Origin of the sequence: Xanthomonas sp. NCPPB 2922, assembly GCF_041520885.1 — a bacterium.
GTDB classification, from domain to species: domain Bacteria; phylum Pseudomonadota; class Gammaproteobacteria; order Xanthomonadales; family Xanthomonadaceae; genus Xanthomonas; species Xanthomonas campestris.
Genome location: NZ_JBGOFY010000039.1, coordinates 1 through 15,469 on the forward strand (window position 1 = coordinate 1; position 15,469 = coordinate 15,469).

At 65.3% G+C, this 15,469-nt stretch carries 13 protein-coding genes; 7 read left to right on the forward strand and 6 right to left on the reverse strand.

Annotated features, from left to right (window positions below; translation table 11 throughout):
• Positions 1 to 231: 231 nt before the first annotated feature.
• Genes ACD584_RS21485 through ACD584_RS21495 form a run of 3 tightly spaced genes read right to left on the reverse strand, consistent with a single transcriptional unit; the run spans position 232 to position 3,840 of the window.
• On the reverse strand, positions 232 to 2,097 hold the full coding sequence (locus ACD584_RS21485; protein ID WP_076036856.1) for a DUF4105 domain-containing protein: 1,866 nt from the start codon (positions 2,095 to 2,097) through the stop codon (positions 232 to 234).
• A complete protein-coding gene (locus ACD584_RS21490; protein ID WP_011036997.1) occupies positions 2,094 to 2,387 on the reverse strand; it encodes a DUF2388 domain-containing protein in 294 nt (97 codons plus the stop codon). The genes ACD584_RS21485 and ACD584_RS21490 overlap by 4 nt, the downstream gene beginning before the upstream one ends.
• Positions 2,388 to 2,421: 34 nt before the next feature.
• Entirely contained in the window at positions 2,422 to 3,840 is a 1,419-nt protein-coding gene (locus ACD584_RS21495; RefSeq protein WP_076036855.1) for an FAD-binding oxidoreductase, read from the reverse strand.
• A 207-nt stretch (positions 3,841 to 4,047) separates the two neighbouring features.
• On the opposite strand from ACD584_RS21495, the gene serA reads away from it, so the two are divergent.
• A complete protein-coding gene (gene serA / locus ACD584_RS21500) occupies positions 4,048 to 5,289 on the forward strand; it encodes a phosphoglycerate dehydrogenase (protein ID WP_076036854.1) in 1,242 nt (413 codons plus the stop codon).
• A gap of 197 nt (positions 5,290 to 5,486) precedes the next feature.
• Here the strand turns inward: serA and ACD584_RS21505 are convergent, their stop codons facing one another.
• Both ACD584_RS21505 and ACD584_RS21510 read right to left on the reverse strand, forming a co-directional pair.
• Complete coding sequence (locus ACD584_RS21505) at positions 5,487 to 5,768, reverse strand: hypothetical protein (RefSeq protein WP_076036853.1); 282 nt, start codon at positions 5,766 to 5,768, stop codon at positions 5,487 to 5,489.
• 106 nt (positions 5,769 to 5,874) lie between these two features.
• Positions 5,875 to 6,426 (reverse strand): NUDIX hydrolase, encoded by a 552-nt coding sequence (locus ACD584_RS21510; RefSeq protein ID WP_076036852.1) that lies wholly within the window; start codon positions 6,424 to 6,426, stop codon positions 5,875 to 5,877.
• A gap of 173 nt (positions 6,427 to 6,599) precedes the next feature.
• On the opposite strand from ACD584_RS21510, the gene ACD584_RS21515 reads away from it, so the two are divergent.
• From ACD584_RS21515 to ACD584_RS21540, 6 genes are all read left to right on the forward strand, one after another.
• Positions 6,600 to 8,072: an amino acid permease gene (locus tag ACD584_RS21515; RefSeq protein ID WP_043921740.1), complete on the forward strand. Its 1,473-nt coding sequence runs from the start codon at positions 6,600 to 6,602 to the stop codon at positions 8,070 to 8,072.
• Positions 8,073 to 8,145: 73 nt separating this feature from the next.
• A complete protein-coding gene (locus tag ACD584_RS21520; protein ID WP_014507584.1) occupies positions 8,146 to 9,576 on the forward strand; it encodes an amino acid permease in 1,431 nt (476 codons plus the stop codon).
• A 641-nt stretch (positions 9,577 to 10,217) separates the two neighbouring features.
• On the forward strand, positions 10,218 to 10,871 hold the full coding sequence (locus tag ACD584_RS21525) for a methylthioribulose 1-phosphate dehydratase (protein WP_014507582.1): 654 nt from the start codon (positions 10,218 to 10,220) through the stop codon (positions 10,869 to 10,871).
• 33 nt (positions 10,872 to 10,904) lie between these two features.
• Positions 10,905 to 11,471: an acireductone dioxygenase gene (locus ACD584_RS21530; RefSeq protein ID WP_076037851.1), complete on the forward strand. Its 567-nt coding sequence runs from the start codon at positions 10,905 to 10,907 to the stop codon at positions 11,469 to 11,471.
• Between the two features lie 2 nt (positions 11,472 to 11,473).
• Entirely contained in the window at positions 11,474 to 12,172 is a 699-nt protein-coding gene (gene mtnC, locus ACD584_RS21535) for an acireductone synthase (RefSeq protein WP_012438270.1), read from the forward strand.
• A gap of 353 nt (positions 12,173 to 12,525) precedes the next feature.
• A complete protein-coding gene (locus ACD584_RS21540) occupies positions 12,526 to 13,575 on the forward strand; it encodes a C13 family peptidase (protein WP_175611636.1) in 1,050 nt (349 codons plus the stop codon).
• A gap of 191 nt (positions 13,576 to 13,766) precedes the next feature.
• Here the strand turns inward: ACD584_RS21540 and ACD584_RS21545 are convergent, their stop codons facing one another.
• On the reverse strand, positions 13,767 to 15,353 hold the full coding sequence (locus tag ACD584_RS21545) for a calcineurin-like phosphoesterase family protein (protein ID WP_076036849.1): 1,587 nt from the start codon (positions 15,351 to 15,353) through the stop codon (positions 13,767 to 13,769).
• Positions 15,354 to 15,469 lie beyond the last annotated feature (116 nt).

Below are 15,469 nucleotides of genomic sequence, written 5' to 3' on the forward strand. Positions count from 1 at the left end.
TAGCGGCTGGCTGTGTTCTCGACGCTCCCAAGCCGCTTTCTCACGCTGGACGCGCTGGAAAGTGTGTCCGCTCTGTAGTTAGTTTGCGCAACGCGGCATGCGCGCTGTTGTGAGCGTCAACTCATTCGCAGTGTCCTAAAGACCTTCAAGTCACGGGCGTGTTGGTGTGTTGGATGCATCTGCAATGCCTGCAACGCCGCCATCAACCGACGCGGATGCAAACGTCGCCGCTCACTTTGCAATTACCTGCTCCGGCACAGCCGCAACTGCCTGGACCGGCTGTGCAAGCACACGCAATCGTGCACGCAGCCTTTCCACGTTCGCCTCACTCTGTTCCAGATCATCGCGCAGCTCGGCAGACAACTGCTGTCGGCCCAACGCCTGCAAGTGCTTCCAGCCATCGGCAAGGCCGCTACTGGCCTGCGCGACCTGGGCGCGCACACGTTGCTGCTCGTCGGCCTGCGGCAATCCGTAGCCGGGGCCATCGAGAAGCGCCGCCGGATGACTGAGCCGCGACTGCCGGGCGAACAGGCGCAGCAGTTGATCCTGCACTGCTGCGCGCTCGGCGATGCCGGGCCGCAACAGGCGCTTGAGCGCATCGCGCGCAATCAGCTCCTGTCGCCGTAACGCGGCCTGCTCCAGCAGCAATGCAGCTGCGGTTTCGCGCAAGCCGCCGCGGTCGAACCACTGCGCGCGTGCGCCGGGCGCGGCATCCAGCCATTGCGCGACACTCATCTGCGGTACCGGAATGCCGCGCCGAAGCACGTCGAACATGGCCTGATAATGCGCAGCCGCCGATTCGAAGTAATAGCCCTGGCGTGTGGCCTGCGCGCGGTCGTCCAGCACGTGCAGATCGGCAAGGCCGGCGCGCTGCAGCCGCTGGCGCACGCCACGCGGGGTGATCGATGACACGCCGGCTTCAGCAAGACGCGGCACGCCGTCGTGCAACAACTTGTAGGTTTCCACCGCACAGTTGTTGCTGATGAAGTAATAGCGCCCGTCGTAGCTCCAGTGCACCTGCGCGGCGCGCGTCAGCAACGCGGCGATCTCATCCGGGCGCAACGCCAGCGGCACCGACGACAGGGCACGCAATTCCACTTTGGTGTATTCGTCGATGACCTGGTTCAACGGCAGCACGAACAGCCGCGACGGATACGAGCCGGTCAGCCCGCGCCAGCTGGAGATCTGCACATCGCCGACGAAGGCACGAAACGACAGCACACGGTGATACTGCAGATCCAGACGGCACGCCGGCCCTGGCGCGCGGCCGGGCGCGCAGATCACCAGCCGCAACATGCTGTGGCCCCAGCGACTCATCGGCTGCTCGTTGCCTTCGGCAAGCAGATAGTCCACCGCATAGACCCGCGCCGGATCCAACGCCAGCAACGACATCGCACCGGCATCGTTGTCGGCCTGCAGATACGGCAAGGTCGGCGCGCATGCTGCCGCAACGTGCGGCGGCCCTAGCCGCTCGGAAAACCAGGCCGCGAGCGCTGGACGGCGGCAGGCGTAGTCCGCATCCAGCACGTAATGCTCGAGATTGACCGCAACAAATTCAGCCGGGCTACGCCGCTCGTAGGCATCGGGACTGCGGTCGCTGAAGCGGTTTGCACCGCGCCCGACCCGCCAGGGACGCACCTGCCAGCCGGCAAGATCGCGCAGGCGTGGGTCGCGCGACAACGCACTGCCCGCTCCACGGTCGCGCACGTGCGCCAATTCATGCACCAACGCCGCCATCGCCGCACGCGTGGCCGGGGCGCTGATATCAGTGCGTGCATGGGCGGGCTGCATGCTCCAGGCATCCAACAGCGCATGATCGAGAAGGATGCGATTGCCGATCGCGCGCCCATGCACCTGCGCCGGCAAATCGCGGCGCCACTGCAATTGAATGGGTGCTGCATCGCGCGTTACCCAGGCCGCGGGCAAGCGTTGTTCAACCTGCTGCAGCAGCGCCTGGCTGGCCGCGCGCTCGGAAGGGGTCAACTCCGATGCGACAACCGACACCTGCAGCACGGGCGAACGCTGCGATTGGGCGTGCGCCGCCGGTGCGATCGCTGCGGCCAGCCACAGCCATGCGCACCGGCGACGACGATTCACTGCGCCAGGATGGACTGAGCCAGTTCCAGGTCGCTGGACACGCGCGCCGCATCGCTGCGACTGCGCAATTGCAGCAATGCCGCTTCAAGCCGCGCACCACGGATGGCGCCATCGCTGGCCACGAAACCGGCCGCATCTTCGCGTGCGTCGGCAACCACCTTGTCGTCGCCGGAACTGCTGCTGTTGGACGAACCGGCCGACGACGCACCGGCCGAGGTTCCCGCAAGACTGGATGCGGCGGCTGCCAGCGGCAGCAAGGTCAAAGCACAAAACACCAGGGAGCGCATCATCGGCGTGTCTATTCCATGTGAGGTGGTGAAGAGACTACCCGGCAGGCGTTGCGCCGGGCACCTCGTCCATGTCGAACAGCTTGCCTGGATTCAGCAAAAGATGGGGGTCGAGCACCTGTTTGATACCGCGCATCAGTGCGATTTCTGCCGCCGAGCGTGTACTCCACAGGTACGGTTTCTTGACCAGACCAATGCCGTGCTCGGCCGAGATGCTGCCGTCGAAACGCTGCAGGCTCTGCGCCAGCAACTTGGTGACCTGCTCGCAGGCAGTGATGAAATCTGCCTGGCTGGTGGCGTCGGGCTTGAGCACGTTGATATGCAGGTTGCCGTCGCCGATATGGCCAAACCACACAACATCGAAATGCGGGTAGGCGTCGTGCAGCAATGCCTGCGTCTCGGCCAGGAACACCGGCATCGCCGAGATCCGCACCGACACATCGTTCTTGTACGGGGTGTAACGCGCCAGCGCCTCGGTGATGCCTTCGCGCAGGCGCCACAGCTGCGCCGCCTGCGCATCGCTCTGGCTGATCACCCCGTCGCTCACCCAGCCCTGCTCCATGCAGGCTTCGAACGCCGCCATCGCCGCCGCTTCCTGCGCCTCATCGCCGGCAGCGAACTCGGTCACCACGTAGTACGGGTGCACTTCGGCAAATGGCGCCTGCGCGCCATGCGCCAGCACGTGCTCCAGCGCGCGATCGGTGAAAAATTCAAACGCTTCCAGCCGCAGCTGTGCGCGAAACGCCGCGAACACCTGCATCAACACATCGAACGACGGCAGCGCCAGCAGCATCACGTTGCTTGGCGGCGGCGGGTCGGTCAGCCGCAGCGTTGCTTCGACCACGATGCCCAGCGTGCCTTCCGAGCCGATCATCAGATGCCGGAAGTCGTAGCCGCTGGAATTTTTCACCAGCGCATTGTTGATGTGCAGCAGCTCGCCGGTGCCGGTGACCACACTGAGCCCGGCCACCCATTCGCGGGTATTGCCGTAGCGGATCACGCGGATGCCGCCGGCATTGGTGGCGATGTTGCCGCCGATCGAGCACGAACCACGCGCTGCGAAATCCACCGGGTACACCAGGCCGTGCTCGCGCGCGGCGTTGTGCACCGCTTCCAGCGGCATGCCGGCCTGCACGGTGAGCGTGCGATCCACCGCATCGAAGGCCAGCGGCTTGTTCAACCGCTCCAGGCTCAGCACCAGCTCGCCATTGGCCGCGACCGCGCCACCAGACAAACCGGTACGCCCACCCGAGGGCACCACCGCCACCGCATGCGTGTTGGCCCAGCGCACCACCGCCTGCACTTCTTCCACCGACCCCGGCAGCGCGATGGCCAGCGGATTCGGCGTCCAGCGGCGCGTCCAGTCACGGCCGTAGTGCTCCAGGTCGGCCGGCTCGGTCTTCAACCGCAGCGCGGGGACGGCCTGTTGCAAGGAGAGGATGCGGGGATCGGTCATGGCACGCAGCGCGGCGGTAGGAACCGCACAGCGTGCCAGCCTGCGCCGGCCCCGTCCAGCCGCGTCAACCTGCGTACGCGCAGCGTTGGATTCAGCTGAAACCGTTGCGGCACAAGGGCTGCGGCGTCACGCCGCAGGCACGGCGGGTGCCAAATCGCCCACCCCATCTGGCATAGTGGCCGGCCCGATTGCTGCAGTGCGTCCACCATGTCGCCGAAGAAAACCTCGTTTCCCAAGCAGGACATCCGCGTCCTGTTGCTGGAAGGCATCAGCCAGACCGCCGTGGACGTGTTCCGCGCCGCCGGTTACTCGCAGATCGAGCTGCACGCCAAGTCCCTGCCCGAGGACGAACTCAAGGCGCGCATCGCCGAGGCGCACATCGTCGGCATTCGCTCGCGCACCCATCTCAGCGCCGATGTGCTGGCGCACGCCAAGCGGCTGATCGCGGTGGGCTGCTTCTGCATCGGCACCAATCAGGTCGACCTGGAGGCGGCGGAACTGGCCGGCATTCCGGTGTTCAACGCGCCCTACTCCAACACCCGCAGCGTGGCCGAGCTGGTGATCGCCGAGGCCATCCTGCTGTTGCGCGGCATTCCGCAGAAGAATGCGCAATGCCACCGCGGCGGCTGGTCCAAGTCGGCCGCCGGCAGCCACGAAACGCGCGGCAAGGTGTTGGGCATCGTTGGCTACGGGCACATCGGCACCCAGGTTGGCGTGCTGGCCGAATCGCTGGGCATGCAGGTGATCTTCCACGACATCGAAACCAAGCTGTCGCTGGGCAACGCGCGCGCGGCGATCGACCTGGACGACCTGCTGGCACGCTCGGACGTGGTGACCCTGCACGTGCCGGAGACCCCGTCCACCAAGGACATGATCGGCGCGGCAGAAATCGCCCGCATGAAGCCCGGCGCGCATCTGATCAATGCCTCCCGCGGCACCGTCATCGACATCGATGCACTGGATGCGGCGCTCACCTCCGGCCAGATCGGCGGCGCGGCCGTGGACGTGTTCCCGATCGAGCCCAAGGGCAATGGCGATGCGTTTGAGTCCCCGTTGATTGCGCACGACAACGTCATCCTGACCCCGCACGTCGGCGGCAGCACGCTGGAAGCACAGGACAATATCGGTATCGAAGTGGCCGCCAAGCTGGTGCGCTACAGCGACAACGGCAGCACCTTGTCGGCGGTGAACTTCCCCGAGGTCACCCTGCCCGAGCACCCCGACAGCCTGCGGCTGCTGCACATCCACCGCAACGTGCCCGGCGTGCTGTCGCAGATCAACGAACTGTTCTCGCGCCACAACCTCAACATCGATGGTCAGTTTTTGCGCACCGACCCCAAGGTGGGCTATGTGGTGATCGATGTCAGCGCCAGCGAGGAGCTGGCGGGCGTGTTGAAGGACGAGCTGGGTCAGATCACCGGCACCTTGCGGACGCGGGTTCTCTACTGACGGGGATTAGGGATTCGGCAGTTGGGATCGGGAAGAGCGGCGGCGCTGGCGCGTCCTTTCTCTGACCGCTAGCTGGCTTGGATCGATTGCGGTGGCGTAGACGCGAATGCGCGCAATGCCAAAACAAGCGCGCAAAAGCGGCTCACGCGATGTACGCGCTTGCGAATCCCCAATCCCGAGTCCCGAATCCCAGCCCCTCAGGGCTGCAACTCGCCGCGCAACCCCTCGCTCAACAGATAGTCGTCGGCCTTCAAATACCACCGCTCCGGGCCGGTGGTGACCGCCTCCATGTACAGGCCGTCGCCATCCTCGCGCGGCGGGCGCTGCAGGCTGACGATCGCCACGCCATGCGGCGGCACGCTCAACGCCAGCAGCGCCCGTTGCACGGTACGCGCCAGTTCGGCCGACTCCATCCGGTCGTCGACCGGGCGGAACGCCAGGCGGTAAGTGAACGAAGCAGCGGTGCGGGACATGGGCATGGACAGGCAACGGGCGCCCAAGGGTACCCAATCCCGCCATGCCCGCCCAGCCAACGGACGCTCGGCGCCCGCGCAACCCGGCCCGGCAACGCCCGTCGCCGGCGCATCAGCTGCCGCCGTGCGCCATCCACTTCTCGGCCATGCGTCGCATCGACGGATCCAGCTCCGGGTCGGCCAGCAGCTCGGCGATCGGGCGCCACGCCAAAGCGAGCGATTCTTCGCTGACCTGGAAGGTCTCGTCAGCGCCGGCGACCACCACGTAGCGGGCGTCGTAATGCCAGTGCCCGGCCACCTCGCCACGGGCCGGGATCCAGTGCCGATCCAGATCGAACAGCCGGCCGTCGGCCAGGGTCAGCCCGGTGAGGCCGGATTCCTCCTGCGCCTCGCGCAGTGCCACCTGGGCCAGATCGCGGTCACCGTCGGCGTGGCCGCCCAGCTGCAGCCAGCGCTGCAGCTTGCGGTGATGGGTCAGCAGCGTGCGGGTGCCATCGGCACTGACCACCCACGCCGAGCCGGTGAAGTGACCTTCGACACGCTCGCGCACGAACGGATCTGTGGCATCGTCCAGGAGTTGCTCGAACTGGTCGGCCACCTCGGACTCGTTCGGCCAGCGGGCGCGGTAGACCGTCAGTTGCTGCCGCAGGGGTGCATCCACCATCTATTGTTCCCGGTTGTCATGGACCAGCGACCATTATCGCCATTCATGCTGCGTACGCGCTTGTCGTGAGCGTGTAGCTTTGGCAAGGTAGGCCGCTTGCCTGTCCCATCGGGATGCGGCGCACACTTCGCCCAGGCGCGCGCGCCTTCGTTCTGCCACTTAGGATGTACCGAATGCTGAAGTCTCTGTTGAGGGTCAAACCGATCGAGCCCGCCGGACGTGTGGATGCGGGCGAACCGGTCGAAGGCAGCCTGCAGGGCGAAGCGACGCTGCAACGGACCCTCACCGCCAAGCACCTGATCATGCTCGGCATCGGCGCGGTGATCGGCGCAGGCATCTTTGTGATGACCGGCCAGGCGGCTGCCAACCATGCTGGGCCAGCGGTGATGCTGTCGTTTGTCTTCGCGGGTATCGCCTGCACGTTTGCCGGCCTGTGTTACGCCGAGTTCGCGGCAATGATGCCGGTCTCCGGAAGTGCTTACTCGTATTCCTACGCGACGCTTGGAGAAGGCATCGCCTGGTTCATTGGCTGGTGCCTGGTGCTGGAATATCTGTTCGCAGGGTCAAGCGTCGCGGTGGCGTGGTCTGCCTATCTGATCAGCTTCATCACCGGCACGCTGGGTCTTCCGTTCCCCACAGAGCTGACCAACGCCCCGCTTGCCTGGATCAATGGCGAATTCGTGGCGTCTGGCAACATCCTCAACCTGCCTGCCGTGCTCATCGTGGCTGCGGTGAGTGGGTTGTGCTATGTCGGCATTACCCAATCGGCCTTCATCAACGCGATTGTCGTGGCGATCAAGATCGCAGTGATCTGTCTGTTTGTTGGCTTCGGCGCGGCATATATCGACCCGGCCAACTGGCATCCTTTCATTCCCGAAAATACCGCCCCAGGCGTATTTGGCTGGAGCGGCGTATTCCGCGCTGCCTCGATCGTGTTCTTTGCCTACATTGGCTTCGATGCGGTATCGACCTCGGCTGGAGAAACCAAGGACCCGCAACGCAACATGCCGATCGGCATCCTCGGCTCGCTGGCGGTGTGCACCATCATCTACATCATCGTGTGTGCAGTGCTGACAGGTTTGATGCCATATACCCAGCTTGGCACTGCCAAGCCGGTGGCCACTGCGCTGGAAGCGCACCCGCAACTGACTTGGCTCAAGACTGCGGTGGAGATCGGCGCGATCGCCGGCCTGTCCTCGGTGGTGCTGGTGATGCTGATGGCACAGCCGCGCATCTTCTACACCATGGCCAAGGATGGGTTGATGCCCAAACTGTTCGGCAAGGTGCACCCGAAATTCCACACGCCATATGTCGGCACCGTGATAGTGGGGGTGGTCGCCGCATCACTGGCGGGGTTGATCCCGCTCAGCGTGCTGGGTGAACTGGTGTCGATGGGCACCCTGCTCGCCTTCGCCACCGTGTGCGCCGGCGTAATGGTGCTGCGTTTCACCAAGCCCGAGCTGGAGCGTCCGTTCCGTGTACCGCTGGCAATGATAGTTTGTCCGTTGGGTACGCTTGCGTGCCTGGCCCTGTTCTTCCAGGCCTTCCAGGAACATTGGAAGGTATTCGTGGGTTGGACCGTGATCGGCCTGTTCATCTATTTCGGCTACGGCATCCACCATAGCCGTCTGGCTCGCAAGGCCTGACCCTCTCAAGACCGGCGTTCGCGCCGGTCTTCTCGTTCAACGATCGCGCGCAGCGCCAGGCCGGAACCGCTCCATGTTCAAACAACTTTGGGCCACCAAACACCCGCACGCCAGCCATGAGGCGGCCGACGGGCTAGGCCTGCAACGCGCGCTCGGTCCTTGGGGGCTGACCGCCCTGGGCATCGGCGCGGTGATCGGCGGCGGCATCTTCGTGATCACCGGCCAGGCCGCGGCCGACCATGCCGGCCCGGCGATCGTGCTGTCGTTCGTGCTCGCGGCGATCTGCTGCGCGTTCTGCGCCATGGCCTACGCCGAATTTGCGGCGATGGTGCCGGTCTCCGGCAGCGCCTACACCTATACCTACGCCACCTTCGGCGAGCTGGCGGCCTGGTTCATCGGCTGGATGCTGGTGCTGGAATACGGCGTCTCTGCCTCGGCGGTGGCGGTCAGCTGGACCGGTTACTTCCTCAGTCTGCTGGAACACTTCGGCATCCATTTGCCGGCCGCCCTGGTCAGCGCACCGCTGGACGGCAAGCTGCAGCGCACCGGCGCGATCGCCAACCTGCCCGCCGCCGGCATCGTGTTGTTGCTGACCTGGCTGTGCTATGTCGGTATCCGCAAGTCGTCGGCGATGAACATGGCGATGGTGATCCTCAAGACCGGGCTGATCATCCTGGTCATTGCGGCGGGCTGGAAGTACGTGGACCCGGCCAACTGGCATCCCTTCATCCCCGCCAACGAAGCACCGGGCAAGTACGGCATGGAAGGTGTGCTGCGTGGCGCGGCGATGGTGTTCTTCGCCTACATCGGCTTCGAGGCGGTGTCGGTGGCGGCGCAGGAATCGCACCGGCCACAACGCGATCTGCCGATCGGCATGATGCTGTCGCTGGTGATCTGCACCGTGCTCTACATCGCCATGGCCGCGGTAATGACCGGCCTGGTGCCGTTCACCCAGCTGGGCACCGATGAGCCGGTGGTGACGGCAGTGGCCGCGCATCCCCAATTGGCCTGGTTGCGCGTGGTGGTGGAAGTGGGTGCGCTGATCGGCCTGTCGTCGGTGGTGCTGGTGATGATCATCGGGCAGCCGCGCATCTTCATGATCATTGCGCGCGATGGCCTGCTGCCGGAGGTGTTCACGCGCATCCATCCCAAGTACCGCACGCCGCACATCAATACCGTCATCACTGGCGTGGGCATCGCCATACTGGCGGCCGTCTTCCCGCTGGATGTGCTGGGCGAGCTGACGTCGATGGGCACGCTGATCGCCTTCGCCGCCGTGTGTGCGGGCGTGCTGATCTTGCGACGCACCCATCCGGAACTGCCGCGTCCGTTCCGCATGCCGGCCGCGTGGCTGATCTGCAGCGCCGGTGTGCTCAGCTGCCTGGCCTTGCTGTCGGCGATGACGCTGCACAACTGGATGCTGATGGGGCTATGGACCCTGGTCGGGCTGGTGGTCTATTTCGGCTACGGCTATCGCCACAGCCGCCTGCGCGACGGCCGCTGAGCACGCGCGCGGGCCAGCAGGGACTGACAAAACGGCTGCGCGCCCCCTAGGGGAGCGGGCGATCTGAGCCTTCGTTGCAGGGCGGCTGATTTGTGGCTTGGCCTGCAAGGACCCTGGCCCGCCCACCATCGCAGGACAAGCCGCGAGGATGTCCCCGTCGGCTCTTACGCGGCATCCATGCCGCGTCATTTCCCGCGGTGCTGTGCGGGCAAGGACCGGTCGAGATGGTCGACGTGCATAGCAAAGCGCCCTACGTGATGCACGTTTTTTGATGCTGGTGCTGGTTCGACATCCGACACAGGTGCGACAAGCGGCTGTTCATGCGGCCACCGACCAACCGTCTGGTGCGGTGTCCTCGCCGCTTGCGGGACCGTGTGGCGGCATGGATGCGGCCACCGAGCCCCCAGGGACGGGTTCACGGCGTGTCCCGCGAGCGGTGAGGGCACCGCGCGCCCGACCCACTCAGCGTTTGACACGGGCTTCTGACTGAACCCAAAAAGAGACAACGAACAAAACCACTGCGCTCACTGCCAGACGCACGCTCGTTACATTCCGTCAGCCATTCGCGATCCGAGCGCGGCAGGAACAGCCCCTGCTGCGCTGCACCTGACCGTGATCCGGTGGGGCAGTAGAATAGGCGCATGAATGCGACCACTGCCCCCCTGCCCTATAGCGCCGCCCGTTTGCACGAGCTGGCGCAGCTGTTGATCGGCAATATCCGTGAGCTGGCTCAGGCCGGCTGGACACCCGCCACCAGCAGCAATTTTTCCCATCGCCTGGACGAGCAGCACGCGGCCATCACCGTTTCCGGACGCGACAAGGGCCGCCTGGTCGAAGAAGACATCATGGTGGTGGACTTCGATGGCCTGCCAGTGGGCCGCCCGTTGCGCCCGTCTGCCGAAACCCTGTTGCACACCCAGCTGTATCGCCGGTTCCCGGAGATTGGCTGCGTGTTGCACACGCATTCGCCGGTGCAGACGATTGCCTCCCGCCTGTATGCAGGCAGCGGCGTGATCCGCCTGGAAGGCTATGAACTGCTCAAGGCCTTCGAGGGAAATACCACCCACGAAACCGCGGTGGATGTGCCGGTGTTCGCCAACACCCAGGACATGCAGGTGCTGGCCGCGCAGGTCGAGGCCTTGCTGGACAAACAGAGCATGTGGGGGTATCTCATCGAAGGACACGGCCTGTATGCCTGGGGCCGCAACATGGCCGAGGCACGCCGTCATCTGGAGGCATTCGAATTCCTGCTGCATTGCGAACTCGAGCTGCTCAAGCTGCGCAGTCCGCGCTAAGCCCTCCCCGCCCCACGTGTGAGCCAGACCGCCATGAGCCGACTGCGTATTTTTGCCGATTCCAACCCGACCACCCCGCACTTCGACAGCCGCGATGGTGAGCAGATCGCCACCGAGCTGCGCAAGATTGGCGTCACCTTCGAGTGCTGGCACGCCAGCCAGCCGGTCGAACCCGGTGCATCGCCTGAACAGGTGATGGCCGCCTACCGCGCCGACATCGACCGCATCAGCGCCGAGCGCGGCTTCAAGACCGTGGATGTGGTGAGCATCGCGCCAGACAATCCCAAGCGCGAAGAAATGCGTGCCAAGTTCCTGGATGAGCACTTCCACAAGGAAGACGAGGTGCGCTTCTTCGTGGCCGGCTCCGGGTTGTTCACGCTGCACGTGGACGCGCAGGTCTACGAGATCGAATGCGTCAAAGATGATCTGATTGCGGTGCCGGACAGCACGTTGCATTGGTTCGACATGGGCCCGGAGCCGCACTTCGTGGCGATCCGTTTCTTCACCGAGCCGGACGGTTGGGTCGGCCACTTCACCGGCACCGAAATCGCCAAACAATTCCCCCGCTACGCCCCCGAGAAACCTCCAAAGGCCAGCTGACGATGACACGACCGCAAGCGATCCTCACCGATATCGAAGGCACCACCAGCAGCATCTCTTTCGTCAAGGACGTGCTGTTCCCGTATGCGCGCCGCGCCATGCCCGCTTACGTGCGCGAGCACGGCGGGCACCCGCAGGTGCGGCACTGGCTCAATCAGGTGGCCGACGAGATCGGCGAAGACGTGCCGGACGAAGTGCTGATCACCACCTTGCAGACCTGGATCGACGAAGACCGCAAGCACACCGCGCTCAAGGCCCTGCAGGGCATGATCTGGGAAGACGGCTACCGCACCGCCGATTTCAGCGCGCATATCTACGCAGACGCGGCGATCCAGCTGCAGGCCTGGCATGCCGAGGGCATTCCGCTGTACGTGTATTCGTCCGGTTCGGTGCCGGCGCAGAAGCTGTTCTTCGCACATAGCGATGCCGGCGACCTGAGCGGCCTGGTGAGCGACTGGTTCGACACCGAGGTGGGCCCCAAGCGCGAGAGTTCCAGCTACCGCCGCATCGCCGAACGCATCGGCGTGCCGGCGCCGGAGATCCTGTTCCTGTCTGACGTGATCGAGGAACTGGATGCTGCCAAGCGCGCCGGCATGCGCACCGCGCTGCTCGACCGCCTGGAGGATTACCCCACCCCGCGTTCGGCGGACGATGTGGGCAGCCACCAGCGCGTGGAAAGCTTCACGCAGTTGGTGCTGTAACTGGCCACGCGCCATCGCTTCGGTTGATGGCGCGGTTTTGTTGGCGTGGGCGGCACCGTGAGTGTGCGGAAGCTGGGTGACGGTGCGCCTGTTGGTCGCGGCGAGCATCTCCACTTCAGATTGATGGCTGGTATCGACTGCAGAGGGCAGCTGCAGGCGCCCTTGGCGACTCGGTAAATTGAATCGACAACAGGCTGCTCATGCAAGCCAGCATGACGCCCGCCTACCGCAACGCCAGTATGCGGCCCCTTCGCGTTGGATCACCGACCACCTACATACGACGCCAGCCGCCTCGGCTTGTTATCCGCCTGCGCAAGCGCTACATCTGCATCTTTCCGGTCCTGGCGTCCTCCATGTTGCAGTCATCCCGATCCGGCCCGTCTGCCCTGTTGCGCCGGTTGTTGCTGCTGACCGCACTGGTAGCCCTGGTTGCCGGCTGCCACCCGGATGCCGGCGCGGCGCTACCGGCGCAGCAAGACGCCAGCGCCGCGCAGGTCGATCCGGTCGACCAGGCGGCGCTCACCAACGCGCTCAAAACGTTGGCGCCGCAACGCCCAGGCATCACCGATCTATACGTGGTGGGCTTTGCCGGCGATGCCAGCGACGACGTCTTCCGCAACGAAACGCTCTACCTCAAGCAGCTGTTCGAGCAACGCTTCGATGCCCGTGGCCGCGTGGTCGCGCTGGTAAATCATCCGGACAATCTCGGCGAGCGCCCGTACGCACCGCTGGCCACCTACGACAATCTCTACGACACGCTCGCGGCGATCGGTAAGCGCATGGACCGCAAGGAAGACGCGCTGCTGCTGTTCGTCACCACGCACGGCACCGAAGACCACACGCTGTATGTGCAGGTGGACCAGAACGAAGAAGATTTCATCAGCCCGCAGGATCTGCGCAAGGCGCTGGACGATGCCGGCATCGGCAACCGTGTCATTGTGCTGTCGGCGTGTTATTCGGGCGGCTTCATTCCCGCGCTGCGCTCTGCCACCACGCTGGTGCTCACCGCGGCACGTGCCGACCGCCCGTCATTCGGCTGTGGCAACACCTCCAACGCCACCTACTTCGGCCAGGCCTGGTTGATCGATGCGATGAACCAGGTGGCCGACCCAGTGGCGGCGTTCGAAGCAGCCAAGGTGGCGATCACTGCACGCGAAAAGGAGGACGGCGAGCTGCCATCGTTGCCGCAGCAGTCGGTCGGCAAGGATATCGGGGCCGTGCTGGCGCGCTGGCGTGCCGGGTTCCAGCTGGGGCCGGCGCTGGCATATCCATACCTGCCAGTCGTTGCCGAAGCCGCGGATGACGCGGTTGCCGATCAGGGCGATAACCCCGCCGACACCAACGACGCTGCGCCCTCCACGCGCCCACAACCCACGGCAGCGCCGCAACCGAAGCGTCCGTGATGCGCTAAAGGTTGCGACTAATTCTCATTACGTCACCGGCGGCCGCGCATCTTTAGACTTGCCGGGCCAGCCAGCGACACGCCAGCCAGCACCGATCCCCGCCAGCGCGCCCATCGCCTGCCAGCCCGGATCCAAGACGCCTCCCTCGTGGAGGCGTTCGCGTTTGTGGGGGTACGCCCTGCGCGCCGAACTCAGGGCGTGGCGCGCTCCAGGCGATAGGTGGTGCGCGCGCTTTGCACGCCGGTGGGCAACGTGGCACGCACCTCGACGGTATGCGCGCCGACCTCCAGCGTGGTCGGCAATGCGCCGCGCCATAGATGCGTGGACGGCGTGGCCTCCGGTGAGCGGTCGTACCCCCGCAGCTGCTCGGCCACATCGTCGCGCGTGTTCTCGGCGAGCACGCGTGGATCGGGCCGCTCCACCCGCTTCATCGGCTGCCAGGCGCCGCCGTCGATGCGCATCTCCACCGGCGTTTGCGCATCGCCCATGAACACGTTTGCGTACACGCCCCAGGCCGCATATGCGCCTTGCCGCAGCACCTTGGGTGCACTCAGCAGCAGTTGCGCATCCTCCGGCGCACGCGCGGCGTGATACGCCAGCGTGTAGTCGCCACTCGGCGCTACCTGCAGCACCGCATAACCGTTCGGGGTGCCATCGCTCATGGTGGCATCGGGAATGCCGTCGGCGTCCTTGACCCCGGACCAGAACGCGCCGCAGGCCGCGCCCACGTTGTATTCGTGCAGCGGACGCGCACCCTGCCAGCCTTCATCGGCGCCGTGCGCCACCTGCCGCTGCGTGTGGCTGTGCGCGCTCAGCACCAGCACATGCGGGAAGTCCTTGAGCAACGCAAACAGGCGACGCCGATCGGCATGGCGAAACGTCTCCTGCCCGGGCGCGGCATCGAACAACGGGATATGCAGGCCCAACACCACCAGGCGCTCGCGCGGCAGCTGCGCCAGGTAGGCCTGCAGAAAGGCGAATTGATCCTCGCGCAGGCCGCCGACATACGCCGGCTTGGCGCCCGGCGTGTAGATCACATCGTCCAGAAACACGAAGCTCGCGTTGGCCTCCTCCACCGCGTAGGTGTCCGGGCCATAGATCGCACGCCAGCTGTCCAGCGACTGCAGGTCATCGCGCGCATCGAAGTTGAGGTCGTGGTTGCCCGGCACATGGAACCACGGCACGCCCAGCTGCGTGGTGACCTTGTTCAAGGCCGGGTACAGGCTCAGATCGTCGCTGACGATATCGCCCAGCGTGGTGCCCAGGCGCGCGGGGACCTTGCCGACGATGGGCGCGACGATATCGCGGCGGTAGTAGTCCACATCGGCCAGGCTGGCAGTCTGGCTGTCGGCAAACACCAGTATCTGGAAGCCGCTTGCCTGCGCGGCGACGCGCGGGGTCAGTGCGAAATCCCAGTTGCGGGTGTTGGTGCCTGTGGCAGCGATGCCGCTGTATTTGCGCTTGGGCGAGCCCTTGGGCGCGTAATGGCGCCAGAACCCGGGCAAGCCATCGGCATCGGGAACGAAACTGCGATCGCCCGGCTTGATCACAAAGACGGTCTGGCCCTCGCGCACCGGCAGACGGTAGCGGCCCTGCGCATCGGTGCGCACCAGCTGCTGCCCATTGGAGACGATGACATCGGCAAGACCAGGCTCATCACGGCCCCGCCCCGGCCTGCCGTCGCGCTCTTCGAACACCACGCCATCGACCACGACATCGCGCGCATGCGCAGTGCCTGCGAGCAGGACCAGGGCCAGGAGAGCGAAACGAAGCTGCATGGGTGTTCCCGCGATAACCAGCCGTAATTGTAGCGGGGCCTGCTGGGCCACCGCAGTGTCGGGTGGGTAGGTCATCACGACGCGTGGGGGTGTCTGCGCGATGAGATGTCGGATCC

Bases quoted from the DNA above. Each gene is read 5' to 3' on its own strand.
- ACD584_RS21490 (WP_011036997.1), bottom strand. From the start codon at position 2,387: ATGATGCGCTCCCTGGTGTTTTGTGCTTTGACCTTGCTGCCGCTGGCA.
- ACD584_RS21495 (WP_076036855.1), bottom strand. From the start codon at position 3,840: ATGACCGATCCCCGCATCCTCTCCTTGCAACAGGCCGTCCCCGCGCTG.
- serA (WP_076036854.1), top strand. From the start codon at position 4,048: ATGTCGCCGAAGAAAACCTCGTTTCCCAAGCAGGACATCCGCGTCCTG.
- ACD584_RS21505 (WP_076036853.1), bottom strand. From the start codon at position 5,768: ATGCCCATGTCCCGCACCGCTGCTTCGTTCACTTACCGCCTGGCGTTC.
- ACD584_RS21510 (WP_076036852.1), bottom strand. From the start codon at position 6,426: ATGGTGGATGCACCCCTGCGGCAGCAACTGACGGTCTACCGCGCCCGC.
- ACD584_RS21515 (WP_043921740.1), top strand. From the start codon at position 6,600: ATGCTGAAGTCTCTGTTGAGGGTCAAACCGATCGAGCCCGCCGGACGT.
- ACD584_RS21520 (WP_014507584.1), top strand. From the start codon at position 8,146: ATGTTCAAACAACTTTGGGCCACCAAACACCCGCACGCCAGCCATGAG.
- ACD584_RS21525 (WP_014507582.1), top strand. From the start codon at position 10,218: ATGAATGCGACCACTGCCCCCCTGCCCTATAGCGCCGCCCGTTTGCAC.
- ACD584_RS21530 (WP_076037851.1), top strand. From the start codon at position 10,905: ATGAGCCGACTGCGTATTTTTGCCGATTCCAACCCGACCACCCCGCAC.
- mtnC (WP_012438270.1), top strand. From the start codon at position 11,474: ATGACACGACCGCAAGCGATCCTCACCGATATCGAAGGCACCACCAGC.
- ACD584_RS21540 (WP_175611636.1), top strand. From the start codon at position 12,526: ATGTTGCAGTCATCCCGATCCGGCCCGTCTGCCCTGTTGCGCCGGTTG.
- ACD584_RS21545 (WP_076036849.1), bottom strand. From the start codon at position 15,353: ATGCAGCTTCGTTTCGCTCTCCTGGCCCTGGTCCTGCTCGCAGGCACT.